Here is a 14,591-nt window from a genome sequence, read left to right on the forward strand (position 1 = left end):
AAAAAAATAGCCGTAAAGCTATTGCTGAATTGCAAAAAATGGGCTTAGAAGTGGTGATGCTGACAGGGGACCGTGAGGAAACAGCTCAAGCCATTGCAAGAGAAGCTGGTGTCAATCAAGTCATTGCAGGAGTATTTCCAGACGGCAAAGCAGATATCGTCAAGAATTTGCAAGCGCAGGGGAAAAAGGTTGCCATGGTGGGTGACGGGATCAATGATGCACCTGCTCTGGTGCAAGCTGAAGTCGGGATTGCGATTGGTTCTGGAACGGATGTGGCTATTGACTCAGCCGACATTGTTTTGATGCACAGCGACCTTTTAGATGTGGTGACAGCCATTCGCCTCAGTCAAGCCACGATTAAAAATATCAAAGAAAATCTTTTCTGGGCTTTTGCCTACAATACCTTAGGAATACCAATCGCAATGGGTCTCTTATATGTATTTGGCGGTCCGCTGCTTAATCCTATGCTAGCCGGCCTTGCCATGAGCTTTAGCTCTGTTTCTGTCGTTACCAATGCACTACGTTTGCGGCGCTTTAAAATAAAATTATAAAAGGAGTTCATCATGAAACAAATTGTTACTTTAGAAAATATATCTTGTCAAAATTGCGTGAAGCATGTCACCGAGCACTTCCTAAAATTGGAAGGTGTATCGGATGTTCAAATTGATTTAGACACAAAGGCTGCTACTGTAACCACGGATCACATTTACAGCGCAGAAGACTACCAAGCAGCACTTGCTAAAACAATTTATAAAGTTGTTACTGTTGCATAATTAAAAACGGACAGGCAAATATACTGACGCTTGTCTGTTTTTAATTTTCTTTCTTTAATCCCTCTTCAAAACTTTCGGAAAAGGCTTCAATACTTAGTTTTTCAAGTGTGAAAGGGTGTGTGAACGTTAAGCGATGAGCATGGAGCATGAGACGTTTTGCTTTTTGCGGATTGTACAATGGATCGCCAACGATAGGATGCCCCTGATGAGCAAGGTGTACACGGATTTGATGAGTTCGCCCAGTTTTAAGTTGACACTTGATAAGGGTGTTGTTTCCAATTTCTTTGAGCTTAGTGACCTGCGTTTCAGCGTATTGACCGTTTTTGTTATCCACTAGCCGTTTTCGCCGATCGTGACGGTCACGCCCGATTTTATCTGTATAGATTTGACGTTTTTTGGGGAATACTCCTTGTACCAAAGCCCAATATTCACGCGAAATTTCCTTGTTTTCTAGCAATCGATTTAAGATTGGCAAGATAAAAGGATTTTTAGCAAAAAGGACAGCCCCACTAGTTTCCTTGTCCAAGCGATGAACGACATAGCACGTACTTCCAACATAAGCAGAGACATGATTTAAAAGCGCCAGCTCTGCCGGTTCATTGGCATGTGTTTTCATACCTTCAGGTTTATTGACAATGATGATGTGTTCATCTTGGTATAATTCTTCCACAAGATTAGCTTTGCCCATTAAAATAGACTTTTCTGGATAATCTTCTTCGTCAAAAATCAATGTAAATTTATCATGTGGGTGGATAATGCTCTGCCAGTTAATCGGTTTTTGATTGACGAAGACATGTTTTTTGATACGCAAAAAATGGCGAATCTTTCGTGGAATCAGAAACTGTTCTTCCAGCAGTTCTTTGACTGTCATCTCTGGCAGACCTTGTGGAATCGTAATTGTAAAATGCATGATTTTATTGTAACAAAATAGTAGATGATTGCAAATAGTCAGCTAACTCTTGAACAATTTCTTAAAGTTTTCTAAACGAAACGCTTGATAAGAGGTCCTTTCTTGTCTGGATATGGAGAAGGTGATAGAATAGGGATATGAAAAAATTGAGTGAATTATTTGAAATAGTAGTGAATCATTTTAAAAAGGAAAGTCCTGAGCGCAAGCATCAAGAGGTGACAGAGGCGGAAGAAAGCGAATCGCATTTGAGCCGTTCTGGAAAAAGTCGGAAAAAGCCGATTTCTCAACATCCATTTTGTCGATTTTGGCGTCGCTATCACCTGACGAAGATTGTCTTGATTTTGGGACTTGGTTTTGGCTTGGTGACAGGAGGCTATCTCTTTTATGTTGCCAAATCCACTAATGTGAATGATTTGCAGAATGCTTTGAAAGCAACGACATCTATTTATGATAAGGACGGCAAAAAAGCGGGCAGTTTGTCAGGGCAAAAGGGAACCTACGTAGAATTGTCCCAGATTAGCCCGAACTTACAACATGCCGTCATTGCGACAGAAGACCGTTCTTTTTATAAAAATAGTGGGATTAACTACGGTCGTTTTATCATGGCGATTTTGACTGCGGGACGTTCTGGCGGTGGATCCACCATTACGCAGCAATTAGCCAAAAATGCTTACCTATCTCAGGATCAGACTATTGAGCGGAAAGCAAAGGAATTTTTCCTTGCCTTGGAATTAACCAAGAAATATAGTAAGAATCAGATTCTCACCATGTACCTCAACAATTCTTACTTTGGAAATGGTGTATGGGGCGTAGAAGATGCCTCTAAAAAGTATTTCGGAGTATCTGCTAGCCAACTGACACTAGATCAAGCAGCTACCTTAGCAGGAATGCTTAAAGGACCGGAACTATATAATCCGCTTGCTTCTATCAAAAATGCAACCAATCGGCGCAATACCGTTCTGCAAAATATGGCAGCAGCAGGTTATATCAGTCAAAATACTGCGAACCAAGCAGCAGCAAATGGTTTGGGCAGTCAATTGGTAGATGCTTACACAGGAAAATCAGCAGATTATCGTTATCCGTCTTACTTTGATGCGGTTATCAATGAAGCAGTTCGAGATTATGGCTTAACAGAAGCTGATATTGTCAATAACGGCTACCGTATTTACACAGAGCTAGACCAAAATTACCAAGCTAGCATGCAAGTCATCTATGATCGCGAAGATTTATTCCCGCAAGCAGCAGACGGCACCAGAGCCCAATCGGGTAGCGTAGCGCTTGATCCTAAAACGGGAGGTGTTCGCGCACTTGTTGGGCAAATCAATAGTACCAGTGCCAATTTCAGAAGTTTTAACTATGCCACACAATCTTCAAGAAGCCCTGGCTCGACTATTAAGCCCTTAGCAGTTTACAGCCCGGCAGTTGATGCAGGCTGGTCCATCAATAAAGAGTTAGACAATAGCACAACAACGTATGGAACTTACACCGTGAACAACTATGGTGGGATTCAATCCAGTTCGACTGTGCCAATGTATCAGGCTTTAGCGCAATCCTTAAATATTCCAGCGGTTGCTGCTGCTAATGAATTGGGACTGAAAAAAGTTTTTGAATATGGTAAAAAATTTGGCTTGAATATGGATAAAGTGGATCAGACTCTTGGGGTGGCTCTCGGCAGTGGCGTAACAACCAATCCGCTACAAATGGCACAAGCCTACTCGACTTTTGCCAATAATGGTGTTATGAATGATGCTCATTTGATTACCAAAATCGAAAATGCTAGTGGACAAGTAGTCAAAACTCATAAATCAACTTCAACGCGAGTGCTTAACCGCTCAACAACAGAAAAAATGACCAGTATGATGCTGGGAACATTTACCAATGGTACCGGTGTTTATGCTGCTCCTTACGGCTATGACATGGCTGGGAAGACAGGAACGACAGAGACTGACTTTAACCCAGATTTATCAGGAGACCAATGGGTTATTGGTTACACGCCAGATGTGGTTATCAGTCAGTGGTTAGGTTTTCCAAAGACAGATGAAAATCATTATCTGACAGGCACCAGTGCCAATGAAGCTTCAGCTATTTTCCGAAGTGTGGCAAATAGTATCTTACCGTACACAAATGGTACGAAGTTCGGTGATGAAAATGCCTATGCAAAAAATGGTATTGCACCGGTTGATACGAGTGGTACAAATAACACTACGAATCAAAGTGACAATCGTTCAGATGTTTTGAAAGATGTGCAGGATAAAGCTAAGAACTTGGTTGACCAAGCTAAAAAAGCAATTGACGATGCTAAGATTTCTGAAAAAGCACAGAATCTTTGGGACACGGTTAAGAGTTGGTTCCAATAGACTTGTCAAAAATGGGCTTTCTTGATATAATAAACAAGATGGAGGCGTTATGGCACTAAAAAAAGCGAGTCTGGCGTGCACGGTTTGTGGATCGAGAAACTATTCAATCAAAGTGAGTAGTACGCCAAAACCAAAACGTCTGGAAGTAAATAAATATTGTAAACATTGCAGTAAATACACGATTCATAAAGAAACTAGATAGGAGAAAGTTGTGAAATTCATTAAAGATACATTTCAAGTATTAAAAGATACAACTTGGCCAACTAGAAAGCAAAGCTGGGTAGATTTTATCTCAGTTATGGAATACACAGCTTTCTTTGTCGTCATTATTTATCTTTTCGACTTACTTGTCACAAGAGGTTTGGTACGATTGTTAAATATCTTTTAAATTTTAGCCTGCTTGTTGTTTTATCAAGTAGGCTTTTATCTTTTATTATAAAAATAGCAGTAAAAAGATTGCATTTGCTATTTTTATGGTATAATAGGGCTAGAAAGAAACCGAAGCCCACAGGCTTTTTTATTTAGGAAAGGAAGAACTCATGGACAGTTTTGATAAAGGCTGGTTTGTCTTGCAGACATACTCAGGGTATGAAAATAAAGTAAAAGAAAATCTTTTACAACGTGCACAAACCTATAATATGTTGGAAAATATTTTGCGCGTAGAAATTCCAACGCAAACGGTACAAGTGGAGAAAAACGGAAAAACCAAAGAAGTTGAAGAAAATCGTTTCCCAGGTTACGTCTTGGTAGAAATGGTGATGACAGACGAAGCATGGTTTGTCGTACGGAACACACCAAACGTAACAGGCTTTGTCGGCTCACATGGAAACCGCTCTAAACCAACACCACTTTTGGAAGAGGAAATTCGCCAAATCTTGATTTCAATGGGACAAACCGTTCAAGAATTTGATATTGATGTGAAAGTTGGCGATACCGTACGTATCATTGATGGTGCTTTTGCAGATTATACGGGTAAAATCACTGAAATTGACAACAACAAAGTGAAAATGATTATTTCGCTATTCGGGAATGATACAGTTGCCGAAGTAAATCTAAACCAAATTGCTGAATTATAATCAAAAAGCAAGCTAGAATCAGTATATGCAGAAATTGATTCCTAGCGTGCTTTTTTATGCTATCTATTTTTATCCAAAATAATAAATTCATTCTAAAACTACTTGTCCACTATTTGCCCACCAACTTTATCAGATTTGATCTGATTTAACCTGACGGAAAATCAAAAAAGCCCGACTTTACGGGCTTTTCATTCGGTTAATTCCTGTTAAATTAGGTACTGAAAGGCGGTAGACGGATTTAACACCCTTGATTTATAAAGGTTTACGGGCATTTCGCCCCAAATTCGCCCCAAATTATGCAACTAAGAAAATATTTTTGATTTTCTCGTAATTTCTTTCTGCCAGAGCTTCCATCTGGTGTGTATAAATTTTCAATGTGATGTCTGGGCTTTCGTGTCCTAATAATTTTGAAATGGTAACTATATCAACCCCATTCAAAATCAAAAATGAAGCATATGTGTGCCGTAAAGAATGATTTCTAACTTTTCTACCCACGATTTTCTTAATCAATTTATTACAAGCTGAATTAGACACACCGAAGCAAACTCTATTCTTGATATTAGCTTGCCAATAATTTTTCTTATATTCACGAAGAAGTTCTATTGTATTTGCATCAATTGGGACTTTTCTTTTTGATGATTCATTCTTCAAATCTGCAAAATCTTGAGTATTTGAGTAGTCAAAACTCTTGTTAATGTCTATGATGCCACTTTTGAAGTCAATATCGCTCCAGGTTAGACCCATAGCTTCAGAAAAACGCAATCCTGTTACAGCAAGAAGGTAGAGGGTGAAATAGGATATATATTGGATGTTCTCTCTTGTGAGGACTAAGAGAGCCTTATATTCCCACTCCTCCAAAAAGTCATTTTCTTCATTTTTAGGCTCAATCTGAGATTTTACTTTGGCACCTTCTGCAAAATTAAAGGTGATAACTTGCTCCCTTACCGCAACTTTCATAGCCCCCTTTATTTGATAGTGGAATTTTTCAAGAGTTTCTTGAGCATATTTCTCACCAAACTCATTCAACTTTTTCTGGTAGTAAAGAGGTGTAATATCTTTGACCATCAAATCTTGGAAATAGGTTTTGATGTGCTTAAAGTTCTTCGAGTAAGTTTCCCAGGTCTTATCTTTTACATAAGGACGCTTATAGACCTCAGACCAAGTCTTGACAAAGTCATACAGAGTCACCTCACCATCAGTCAGAATATTTTGGGTCAATTTCTTTTCGACTTCCATTGCTGCTGCCTGAGCAAGTTTTTTAGTCTTGAATCCTCCCTTGGATTTTTGGCGGAACTTGCCTTTTTCATCTTTGTAAGATATGCGATATTCCCAGTTGTTATCCCTTTTACGATAATATGCCATTTGTTTTTTACCTCATTTTCTGTTAAAATGGGTATAAGAAAAGACTTGCCAGATTGGCAATTTTTCTTATACATGTTGCCTTACGCTCTCCTCGACCAAAATTTGAGCGTAGGGCTTTTTTTATTTATTTACAATTTTCATTTTGCTTTTATACTCTTGAGCGATAGTTGTGTGGGCATCATCCGAAACTTTTACGACCAACTCAAGATTGTAATCGTCACTATTCAGTGATCCATCTTTTGAAGCAAGCCATTCTTTAAACAATCTATTCTTTTCTTTTAATAGCTCGTTTGAAAGGTAGATTTTACGGCTTATACTCTCGTCTTTCCAAGCCTCTCCGACCCTTGCAGATACAAAATTTGCATCTCCTCCAGGTACAAAATCAATTTTATTACCTGAATCAAGAACCTCAGCATGCTCTTTAAAATACAAAGCAAATTCTCTTCCAAATTCATCTGTCATACGAAATGTCTTTTTACCTACTTGTTTTTCGGGAATTTTCGTTCCGCTTTTATTTAGAGTCCCGATAGCACCAAGAACTATGAAAACCATCAAAATAATAAACCAAAATCGCTTATAAAAAGGCTTTTTCTGCTTCTCTTTTTTTGATAATGACATAATTTTATCCTACCTTTATTAAATTATAAAATTCTTTTTTAACCATCATCTCGTCTGCGATGGTTTTTAATTTGTACTTTTCCATAAAATCAAGGTAATTAAATTGCTCCTTGTCTTCGCATACTTCTAATTCTGCTTCCATAAGATAATGGATCATGTGCCGATTTGCTTGTATCTCATACTTTTCTCTAAAAATTGAGTATAGATGCGGCAAGTGGCTTCTATGACCCAACTCATGCAAAATAGTCTTGACGCGATCTCCCTCAGTTATTCGGTCGCTGAGAAAGATGGTTCGTATTCCTGGTATGTAAAAAGCCTCGTCTTCGTAAAGCTCATCATCAAACACAAAGAAGTAAATACCTAGATTTGAGCAGAGTTCTTTTTCTGTCATAGACGACCTCTTACTATTTTCGCAAATAGATTTCTATGATATTTTGTATAGCTTTCTTGTCTTCGTCAGTCAACGGTTTGCCATTGAATCGCATGGCTGTATTTGCTAGTTGTTCAACGTCAACTTCCTGACCTTCAAAGTAAAATTTTTCTGGCTCACCAGCAATGGCTGGATTGTTGGTTCTGCCGAGCAAGTAGTCTGTACTGACTTGAAAATAATCAGCAATCTGTTGCAATCTTTCAGCAGAAGGTTGATTTCTTTTTAGACCATATAAAGAATTTTTCCCTAAACCCAGCTTATCTTCTAAACTATTTAAGGAAATCCCACTTTTTTCGCATAATGCTTTGACAATCTCAAAAGTAGAAAACATTGATTTTCCAGCCTTTCTAAGACATGACAAAAAATATTTTATAAAATACGCAAAAAACAGTTGACTTATCTTCGCGTTTGCGCTAAAATAGTTTTTGTAAGTTAATGAGTTAGTAAAAAACAAAGTTAAAACTTATCTACAAAAAATAGCTTTGGCGAGCAAGAAAATTGATAGATTATTGTGGTTTATCAAGGTTTTTAATTATGCTTTCATTTTAGCAGATACGCTAAAATGTGTCAAGCATTTTATAAAATAATTTACTAACTCTTTAACTCTATTAAAAATAAGAGGAGGATGCCACATGAGCCAGCAACATCGAAAATGGATTAACCTTGTAAAAGAGCGAATTGAAAAGCGTGGTTGGTCGCAAACAGATTTAGCGATTGTAGCCGGAGTTAGTCCATCAGCTATCACACAGCTTTTCAAAGACGGAAAAGGAAGCGACGACTTGAAACTGCGCATCAATAAAAAGTTGCGGATCACTGAGTCGTGGGAAAAATTTGAAGAGTAGGAGGGGGAAATGAGAGAAATCATATTCAGTGCCATAGTATCATCAATAATTTCAATACTGATGATGATTATTCAAATAAAGATGATAAAAAAATGGCTTGCCGATTTTTTCGACAAGCAAGATGAATGGTTAAAAATACATTTTGAAAATTTAGTCAAAAGATTGTTTTTATAAACAGACATTATAGAAATCTTCACCTAAAGGTGTAATATCTATAATCCCTTTTTCTACATGTAATTTTTCGTTGTTTTTAGCATTGATATACGATGTTTTATAAGCTGTGACTAAAGGGTTGCTTTCAAGTAATGTGTATTTTTCTTCTTTCGAAAGCCAAGTTGTGAAATCAACTTTAATCAAACCTAATCTTTCAAGGTTTGTAATAGAGGAAGCATTTCTATCAAAATCAAACATTGAATTATCAAGTGACGATTCTATTTCACCATCATGAGGAATAAAAATTAGTGGTTTTAAAGGGCTCCGACCCCCTGTTTCGAATTCCAGCAAATACTTAGCGACAGGACATCGTTTTCTTTGAGCAATAAACTTCAAATTCCTAGCATCTAAAGGACTGAGCTGTTTAATAATTTCAACAAAAGAATGATGCAATAACGAACTTTTTGAAGAATCAAATGATGCCGCTAATAGTGATGCAAAAATTTCTCGTATATCTTCTTCCTCGATATAAAATTTTGATGCTTCCAATGCAGGTCCTAATATACTCATTTTAGGTTCTTGTATATTTTCTACAGGTATTTGTTCGACTTTCTCAGTTAGTGATTCAATGTACTTCTCATTATCATATTTACGTTTTTCATTTTTTCGTAATAGGAAACTATCAAGAGAACCAAAAACATATTTCCATGCTTCATTAAAAGTGTTAGCAGGAGCCTCAGCTCCCTTTGTAGCCATAGTTGTTGCAAACGCAGTTAAGATTGTAGGTAACAAATCAGCCATAATACACCTCGTGTTTTTATTTTAATTATACCAAATTTAGAAAGGAAAAAGATGAGTCAACAACAGAAATTGTGGGTTGCTCTTGTAAAGGAGCGACTGTATAATTTGGGCTGGTCACAAACCCAGCTTGCAGAATCTGTAGGAGTTGCAAAAGCGACTATCCCAGATACGAGCCAACTCAATAACAAAGCCAATCAAACGGACTTCCTTAAAAGATGATGTTTTTACTCCATCAATAGTAAGTTCATTGATTTTTGTCATGCCTTTCCTCACTCTTTAAATACGGCAAAGGAAGTCGTCAGCTTAAACAAAAAATCTCTGAGATTCTAGAGATTGAAAGTGAGGAAAATTAAATGAGTAATGTTGCAGTAAATGTAGTTCGCATTGAACCTGATGCTTATGATGCGGCGGTAAAATTCGCAAATGAGAACGACTTGAAAATTAGCAAAGTCATCAGTATGTTTGTACGCTACGGCGTTGAAAATGTGGAATTAAAAGAAGTTGATGTTAGGACAGAGAAGTTCTACATTGGAGATCAAGTGATTAACTAGGAGGGACTATGGTAGTTAGTCGAGATATGACAGAGCTTGAAATTAAGGTTTTGAACGGTATCAAAAATGGTGCTAGTTTTGATTTGCCAATTCAAGCGAGTGAATTGAGAATTAGTCTTGGTCTCTCTAAGCGTATGCTGGAAGAAGTGATTGAAAGTTTGCGGGTGAATTTTAGGCAGCCGATTATTGCTAAAAGGACACAGCCAAGCGGATATTATCTTCCACGCAATGAAGAAGAGCGGCAGGCTGGTCTTGCGCCTTACAAACGACAAATAGAAACCGAGCAAAAGAATTTGGCAGCTGTGATGGCGGTTAATTTGGATGAATTCTGGCAACGAAAAAAGCCTGACGGCAATCAGGCTCAAAAATAAATATTACAAGAGGATTATATCATGAATGATCTAATGAATCAAATGTTAGATCAGTTTGAAGCTGGTCTGATGGATAGAGCATTAAAGGTTATGCACGTTGTGACAGATGAAAAGAGACGGTTTCCAATGGAACTAAACAAGTCTCAATGTGCTGAAATGCTCTTAGGTACAAAAGATACAGGAACATTTGATGAACGTTTCTACCGACACAAAGACTTCCCACGAATTGAAGGGAAGCGTGACAAATTTCCTCGTGATGCGGTTATTGAATGGTACCACGAGAATTGGCAAAGAACAGCTATTTAAAAAAGAACAAAAGGAATTATAACATGAACAATTTACAAATTATTGCAGTCGGAACAGCATTTTCAGTGATTTTAATCGAATCACTCATCATGAACTTTAAGCTAAAGAAAGCTCTCAGAGCGAAGAAATCAAAAGGAACGATGATGACACAACCTGTGGCTCAGGCTGGATTTATCGACTATAAGACAGGACGTAGAGTGGATATAAACCCAAAGACGCGTAAAGAATTCTTTGTTGATTGAGTTTTGATGTATGAAAGAGGAAAAGACTGATCATGAGTACTGATAAAAGAGGTCTCGGAGCTTAAATATATCCAATTTGATTATCTAAATTATTGGGAAATTGAACGGAGATTGTCTTTGTAAGACTTTCTAGCAGTCCAAATATACCTCTTTACACTTTAGAGGTAAAATCAGGCGAAATCGTCCAATTTAGAGCGAAATATAACCGTAATGTACCCAACGAAGTTTGGGATGTAGCTAAGAAGTGGTTACGAGTAACTAAACAAGTAAAAGCGGCGTAGGAGGTAGAAATATTGGCAAATGTAAACAAGCGGTATTATTGGATTCAACTTGCACAAGATTTCTTCAAATCGAAAGAGATGAAGTTGCTTCGTAAGATTGCTGGTGGCGATACTCACACAATCATTTATCTAAAAATGATGTTGATGAGTCTTGAGGATGGCGGTCGGATTTTCTTTGATGGTGTTGCTGATAATCTGGCTGAGGAAATAGCTCTGGTCATTGATGAGGCAGTTGAAGATATCAAAATCACTTTGATTTTTTTGGAAAGTAAGGGGCTACTGACCAGAAACTCTGATAGAGAATATTTTTTGGAACAGGTACCAGAGATGGTCGGCAGTGAAACCGCAGGCGCTCGTAGGGTTCGTAAGCATCGGGAACAACAAAAAGCGTTACAATGTAACACTGGTGAAACAAAGTGTAACGGAGATATAGAGATAGATACAGAGAAAGATAAAGATATAAAGAAAGATATAGATAAAGATAAAGACATAAAGAAAGATACTCAAAACTTTGTACAAGAAGTTGAAGCGAATCTTGGTCGTGGTCTTGTCAAATTTGAATTCGACATGATCAATGATTATCTGCTTAATCAAAAGGTCTCTACTGAGCTATTTCTGGAAGCTGTTAAAATTGCAGTTGCGAATAATGTTCGCAAATTTAATTACATAGCTAGGATTTTAGATAACTGGATTAACCAGGGAATCAAAACTCCTGAGCAAGCCTTTCAGGCTCAACGGGATTTTCAAGCTCGAAAGAATAATAAAGCTATGAGCGCCAACCCAAAAACGGGCGGCAATAATCCCGAATGGAGCAATCCTGATTATAAAAATGAAACTAGTCCTGAAAAGCAAGCAGAGCTTGAGAAACAGAAGCAGGAGCTATTAAAGAGAATGGAGAAGTAGATGATTAAATTATTACGGCAGATATTTCCGCAAGGGAAAGAAGGATGGGTGCAGTACTTTGATTGGTGTGGGTATCACTCATATGTATTTAAACCGATTGAAAAAACACTCGGTTTAATCAAAATCATCTGCGATGGGTTATTATTTTTGCTGGCATTAACAGCTTTAATACTTCTTTTCCCGCTAACGCGGATTGAGTTAAGAGTGAGGTCTTCTAAAGTTAAAAAGAAAATGGAGGAAAAACAAAATGACTAAAACACTTGAAGAAAAGGTTGAACAGTGGTTTGTTGACCGCAATCTGCATGAAGCAAATCCAGTTAAGCAGTTTGAAAAACTGATGGAAGAAACTGGTGAGCTATTTGAAGGCATTGCAAAAGACAAGCCTGCGCTTATCAAAGATGCACTGGGTGATGTGCAGGTAGTGCTGATTGGACTTGAGCAACAGATTAAGAATGGTGCTGAGATTGAAGCTAGCCCGCAGGAGCTGGAGCTTTTGCTCTTGGTTTCCAGTCTTGGAAATCTTGCTCAGAAGCTCTATAGGCATGTTGTCAATGAAGAAACTAAGGTTCCTCTCGTTCGTCCTGAATTGATATCGCTGCATAATTCTATTCACGCAATATCTATTCATAATCTGACGACAGCTGATAGTTGCTTGCAGCTTGCCTATGAAGAAATTAAGGACCGAAAGGGCAAAATGATTGATGGGGTATTTGTGAAGGAGGCGGATTTGTGATGATTAGTAAAAAACAGTACATGGTTAGCTGGTGCATTACAACTTTGATATATCTTATCATAGGTGGCACATTCGCTTTTTGGAATCGTGACTTAAGAATTGAAAATAAACGATTGAAAGAAAATCAGGTCATCATCTATCGGGTAGATAATGCTGGCGCTGCAATGATTGGTAAGATTACAGAAAAGAAAGTCATACAAGGTCACTATACTGTGACCGCTGGAGCTTATGGAAAATTTTTGGTGAATGAGGAGCAATATAATGACATTTCAGTTGGGGATGAGATTCCAAACTATCTGAAAGGGCGAGGAAATTAAAATGAAATGCTATAGTGAACAAATTGCTGATTTAGCTTTGAAAAAAAGTAGACTTGAGACCTGCAGGACACTTCCTGATCAAGCATTTCACAAAACGATTGAGCAGGATGTCATCAACAAACCTAGCCATTACCAAGGTCGTTATGGTATGGAATCTATTGAAATTCTAAGAAATTTTATGACAGATGAACAGCTAGCAGGCTTTTATCTCGGAAACAGCTTGAAGTATCTAATCCGTCACCAAAAGAAGAATGGGTTGGAAGATTTGAAGAAGGCTAGAAAGAACCTTGATTGGCTGATTGAATCAGCATTGCCAAAAGAAGAGGAGTTTAACAATGAAATTTAAATTTAAAATACTAGTAGTTTTTACATTGACGCTTGTGTTGCTCGCAGGCTGTCGCAAGGCTGACAGAATTTCGCATAACATATCACGAGAAGCAGATGATATGAACATCACACGAAAGGTGACAGTTATCAACGGAATCAAAGGTGATGTGCTATTTCAAATGACAGGGAATATGTCTATCAGCTACAATAATGAAACGAAGCAGCTGTCTGTCATCGCTGAAGATGACAAAGGAAAGTACAAGAAGCACATTATTGGTATTTCTGATAATGTGTCGTATATCGTCGAAGATATTACTGGTATGAAAGGGATTGATACGAAATATCGGATTTATTTCAATCCCGACATGGTTATTCCGATTGATGTGAAATCAGCTGATTAGGGATTGGAGGAAATAATGATACCGAAATTTAGAGCGTGGTTGCCAACGTTGAAATGGATGTGCAATGTGTCAGCAATTCTTTTTGACGTAAAAAGTCTTGATGTTTATAAAATGGGCGATACAGAACGTGTGACGGAAATGAGCGTCAATCAAGACGAAGTCACTCTCATGCAATCAACAGGTCTCTTTGACAAGAACGGCACAGAGATTTTCGAGGGGGATGTGGTACGTTTTGGACATCTTTTCGATGGTTTTCTCAATCGTGTAGTTTGGGATAAGGATTCCGCGACATTTAAATTAGAACCACTTGAAACTTACTGGAGTCACACTTATTTTTCAAATTTTAAAAACGAAACTATAAAACATCTTGAGGTTATTGGGAATATTTATAAAAACCCTAAATTGACGGAGGTAAGCGATGATTAACAATGTTGTTTTAATTGGTCGTTTAACTCGTGATCCCGAGCTACGCTACACACCATCCAATATAGCTGTTGCGACTTTCAACTTGGCCGTAAATCGTAATTTTAAAAATCAAGATGGCGAGCGAGAAGCTGATTTTATCAACTGTGTTATGTGGCAGAAATCGGCTGAGAATCTAGCAAATTGGACACGAAAAGGTATGTTGATTGGGGTTACAGGTCGCATTCAGACACGTAGTTATGAAAATCAACAGGGTCAACGTGTCCATGTGACGGAGATTGTCGCAGAGACTTTCCAAGTTTTGGAAAAGCGGGATAACTCTGCTAATCAGTCAAGCATGGATAGTCAGATGCCACCAAATTTTGGGAATAGCCAGCCGATGGATATCTCAGATGATGATTTGCCGTTTTAGGA

The 14,591-nt window shown here is 37.9% G+C and carries 28 protein-coding genes; 22 read left to right on the top strand and 6 right to left on the bottom strand.

Going from position 1 to position 14,591, the window contains the following annotated elements:
• Positions 1-551, top strand: a 551-nt coding sequence (locus HMPREF2887_RS04110; RefSeq protein WP_148131490.1) for an HAD-IC family P-type ATPase, incomplete at its 5' end; no start/stop codon positions are given.
• Positions 552-563: 12 nt separating this feature from the next.
• Positions 564-773 (top strand): heavy-metal-associated domain-containing protein, encoded by a 210-nt coding sequence (locus HMPREF2887_RS04115; RefSeq protein ID WP_084740619.1) that lies wholly within the window; start codon positions 564-566, stop codon positions 771-773.
• A 40-nt stretch (positions 774-813) separates the two neighbouring features.
• Here the strand turns inward: HMPREF2887_RS04115 and HMPREF2887_RS04120 are convergent, their stop codons facing one another.
• A complete protein-coding gene (locus HMPREF2887_RS04120; protein WP_057489508.1) occupies positions 814-1,683 on the bottom strand; it encodes an RluA family pseudouridine synthase in 870 nt (289 codons plus the stop codon).
• Between the two features lie 137 nt (positions 1,684-1,820).
• Here HMPREF2887_RS04120 and pbp2a point away from each other — a divergent pair, with 137 nt between their 5' ends.
• The 4 genes from pbp2a to nusG all read left to right on the top strand — a co-directional run bounded on the left by pbp2a (position 1,821) and on the right by nusG (position 5,116).
• Entirely contained in the window at positions 1,821-4,040 is a 2,220-nt protein-coding gene (gene pbp2a / locus HMPREF2887_RS04125) for a penicillin-binding protein PBP2A (RefSeq protein WP_021001202.1), read from the top strand.
• A gap of 49 nt (positions 4,041-4,089) precedes the next feature.
• Entirely contained in the window at positions 4,090-4,242 is a 153-nt protein-coding gene (gene rpmG / locus HMPREF2887_RS04130; protein ID WP_003027324.1) for a 50S ribosomal protein L33, read from the top strand.
• Between the two features lie 9 nt (positions 4,243-4,251).
• Positions 4,252-4,428, top strand: coding sequence for a preprotein translocase subunit SecE (gene secE / locus HMPREF2887_RS04135; RefSeq protein ID WP_003027327.1), 177 nt, complete (start codon positions 4,252-4,254; stop codon positions 4,426-4,428).
• A 151-nt stretch (positions 4,429-4,579) separates the two neighbouring features.
• Positions 4,580-5,116 (top strand): transcription termination/antitermination protein NusG, encoded by a 537-nt coding sequence (gene nusG, locus HMPREF2887_RS04140; protein ID WP_003027329.1) that lies wholly within the window; start codon positions 4,580-4,582, stop codon positions 5,114-5,116.
• A gap of 294 nt (positions 5,117-5,410) precedes the next feature.
• On the opposite strand, the gene HMPREF2887_RS04145 is transcribed toward nusG, so the two are convergent.
• The 4 genes from HMPREF2887_RS04145 to HMPREF2887_RS04160 form a co-directional block, all read right to left on the bottom strand.
• Positions 5,411-6,478, bottom strand: coding sequence for a site-specific integrase (locus HMPREF2887_RS04145; RefSeq protein WP_084740622.1), 1,068 nt, complete (start codon positions 6,476-6,478; stop codon positions 5,411-5,413).
• A 120-nt stretch (positions 6,479-6,598) separates the two neighbouring features.
• On the bottom strand, positions 6,599-7,096 hold the full coding sequence (locus tag HMPREF2887_RS04150) for a hypothetical protein (RefSeq protein ID WP_084740625.1): 498 nt from the start codon (positions 7,094-7,096) through the stop codon (positions 6,599-6,601).
• Positions 7,097-7,100: 4 nt separating this feature from the next.
• Entirely contained in the window at positions 7,101-7,487 is a 387-nt protein-coding gene (locus HMPREF2887_RS04155; RefSeq protein ID WP_084740627.1) for an ImmA/IrrE family metallo-endopeptidase, read from the bottom strand.
• Between the two features lie 13 nt (positions 7,488-7,500).
• Positions 7,501-7,857: a helix-turn-helix domain-containing protein gene (locus HMPREF2887_RS04160; protein WP_084740630.1), complete on the bottom strand. Its 357-nt coding sequence runs from the start codon at positions 7,855-7,857 to the stop codon at positions 7,501-7,503.
• A gap of 301 nt (positions 7,858-8,158) precedes the next feature.
• On the opposite strand from HMPREF2887_RS04160, the gene HMPREF2887_RS04165 reads away from it, so the two are divergent.
• Positions 8,159-8,368, top strand: coding sequence for a helix-turn-helix domain-containing protein (locus HMPREF2887_RS04165; protein WP_084740632.1), 210 nt, complete (start codon positions 8,159-8,161; stop codon positions 8,366-8,368).
• A gap of 9 nt (positions 8,369-8,377) precedes the next feature.
• A complete protein-coding gene (locus HMPREF2887_RS10240; protein ID WP_186821899.1) occupies positions 8,378-8,542 on the top strand; it encodes a hypothetical protein in 165 nt (54 codons plus the stop codon).
• On the opposite strand, the gene HMPREF2887_RS04170 is transcribed toward HMPREF2887_RS10240, so the two are convergent.
• Positions 8,537-9,322, bottom strand: a complete 786-nt coding sequence (locus HMPREF2887_RS04170) for a DUF4393 domain-containing protein (protein WP_084740635.1) — start codon at positions 9,320-9,322, stop codon at positions 8,537-8,539. The two genes, HMPREF2887_RS10240 and HMPREF2887_RS04170, sit on opposite strands and share 6 nt — an antisense overlap.
• A gap of 51 nt (positions 9,323-9,373) precedes the next feature.
• On the opposite strand from HMPREF2887_RS04170, the gene HMPREF2887_RS10090 reads away from it, so the two are divergent.
• From HMPREF2887_RS10090 to ssb, 14 genes are all read left to right on the top strand, one after another.
• A complete protein-coding gene (locus tag HMPREF2887_RS10090; RefSeq protein WP_148131486.1) occupies positions 9,374-9,541 on the top strand; it encodes an XRE family transcriptional regulator in 168 nt (55 codons plus the stop codon).
• 134 nt (positions 9,542-9,675) lie between these two features.
• Positions 9,676-9,873 (top strand): hypothetical protein, encoded by a 198-nt coding sequence (locus HMPREF2887_RS04175; RefSeq protein WP_084740638.1) that lies wholly within the window; start codon positions 9,676-9,678, stop codon positions 9,871-9,873.
• Positions 9,874-9,881: 8 nt separating this feature from the next.
• Positions 9,882-10,244 (top strand): hypothetical protein, encoded by a 363-nt coding sequence (locus HMPREF2887_RS04180; protein WP_084740641.1) that lies wholly within the window; start codon positions 9,882-9,884, stop codon positions 10,242-10,244.
• A 21-nt stretch (positions 10,245-10,265) separates the two neighbouring features.
• A complete protein-coding gene (locus tag HMPREF2887_RS04185; RefSeq protein ID WP_084740643.1) occupies positions 10,266-10,550 on the top strand; it encodes a DNA-binding protein in 285 nt (94 codons plus the stop codon).
• 23 nt (positions 10,551-10,573) lie between these two features.
• The gene (locus tag HMPREF2887_RS04190) at positions 10,574-10,792 is read left to right on the top strand and encodes a hypothetical protein (protein WP_084740646.1); all 219 of its coding nucleotides are present in this window, start codon (positions 10,574-10,576) and stop codon (positions 10,790-10,792) included.
• Between the two features lie 110 nt (positions 10,793-10,902).
• Positions 10,903-11,073 (top strand): PcfJ domain-containing protein, encoded by a 171-nt coding sequence (locus HMPREF2887_RS10095; protein ID WP_148131491.1) that lies wholly within the window; start codon positions 10,903-10,905, stop codon positions 11,071-11,073.
• Between the two features lie 12 nt (positions 11,074-11,085).
• Complete coding sequence (locus tag HMPREF2887_RS04195; protein ID WP_084740649.1) at positions 11,086-11,976, top strand: phage replisome organizer N-terminal domain-containing protein; 891 nt, start codon at positions 11,086-11,088, stop codon at positions 11,974-11,976.
• Positions 11,977-12,231: a hypothetical protein gene (locus HMPREF2887_RS04200; protein WP_084740652.1), complete on the top strand. Its 255-nt coding sequence runs from the start codon at positions 11,977-11,979 to the stop codon at positions 12,229-12,231.
• Positions 12,224-12,709 (top strand): MazG-like family protein, encoded by a 486-nt coding sequence (locus HMPREF2887_RS04205; protein WP_084740655.1) that lies wholly within the window; start codon positions 12,224-12,226, stop codon positions 12,707-12,709. The genes HMPREF2887_RS04200 and HMPREF2887_RS04205 overlap by 8 nt, the downstream gene beginning before the upstream one ends.
• Positions 12,706-13,026 carry a DUF1372 family protein gene (locus HMPREF2887_RS04210; RefSeq protein ID WP_261673831.1) on the top strand — a complete coding sequence of 107 codons (321 nt, stop codon included), beginning with the start codon at positions 12,706-12,708 and terminating at the stop codon, positions 13,024-13,026. Before HMPREF2887_RS04205 ends, HMPREF2887_RS04210 begins: the two co-directional genes overlap by 4 nt.
• A gap of 1 nt (position 13,027) precedes the next feature.
• The gene (locus HMPREF2887_RS04215; RefSeq protein ID WP_084740658.1) at positions 13,028-13,372 is read left to right on the top strand and encodes a DUF3310 domain-containing protein; all 345 of its coding nucleotides are present in this window, start codon (positions 13,028-13,030) and stop codon (positions 13,370-13,372) included.
• Positions 13,362-13,754, top strand: a complete 393-nt coding sequence (locus tag HMPREF2887_RS04220; RefSeq protein WP_084740661.1) for a beta-sandwich lipoprotein — start codon at positions 13,362-13,364, stop codon at positions 13,752-13,754. The genes HMPREF2887_RS04215 and HMPREF2887_RS04220 overlap by 11 nt, the downstream gene beginning before the upstream one ends.
• A 15-nt stretch (positions 13,755-13,769) precedes the next feature.
• Positions 13,770-14,180, top strand: coding sequence for a YopX family protein (locus HMPREF2887_RS04225; RefSeq protein ID WP_084740664.1), 411 nt, complete (start codon positions 13,770-13,772; stop codon positions 14,178-14,180).
• Entirely contained in the window at positions 14,173-14,589 is a 417-nt protein-coding gene (gene ssb, locus HMPREF2887_RS04230) for a single-stranded DNA-binding protein (protein ID WP_084740667.1), read from the top strand. The genes HMPREF2887_RS04225 and ssb overlap by 8 nt, the downstream gene beginning before the upstream one ends.
• Positions 14,590-14,591 lie beyond the last annotated feature (2 nt).

It is taken from the genome of Streptococcus sp. HMSC071H03, assembly GCF_001813035.1.
GTDB lineage: Bacteria > Bacillota > Bacilli > Lactobacillales > Streptococcaceae > Streptococcus > Streptococcus anginosus.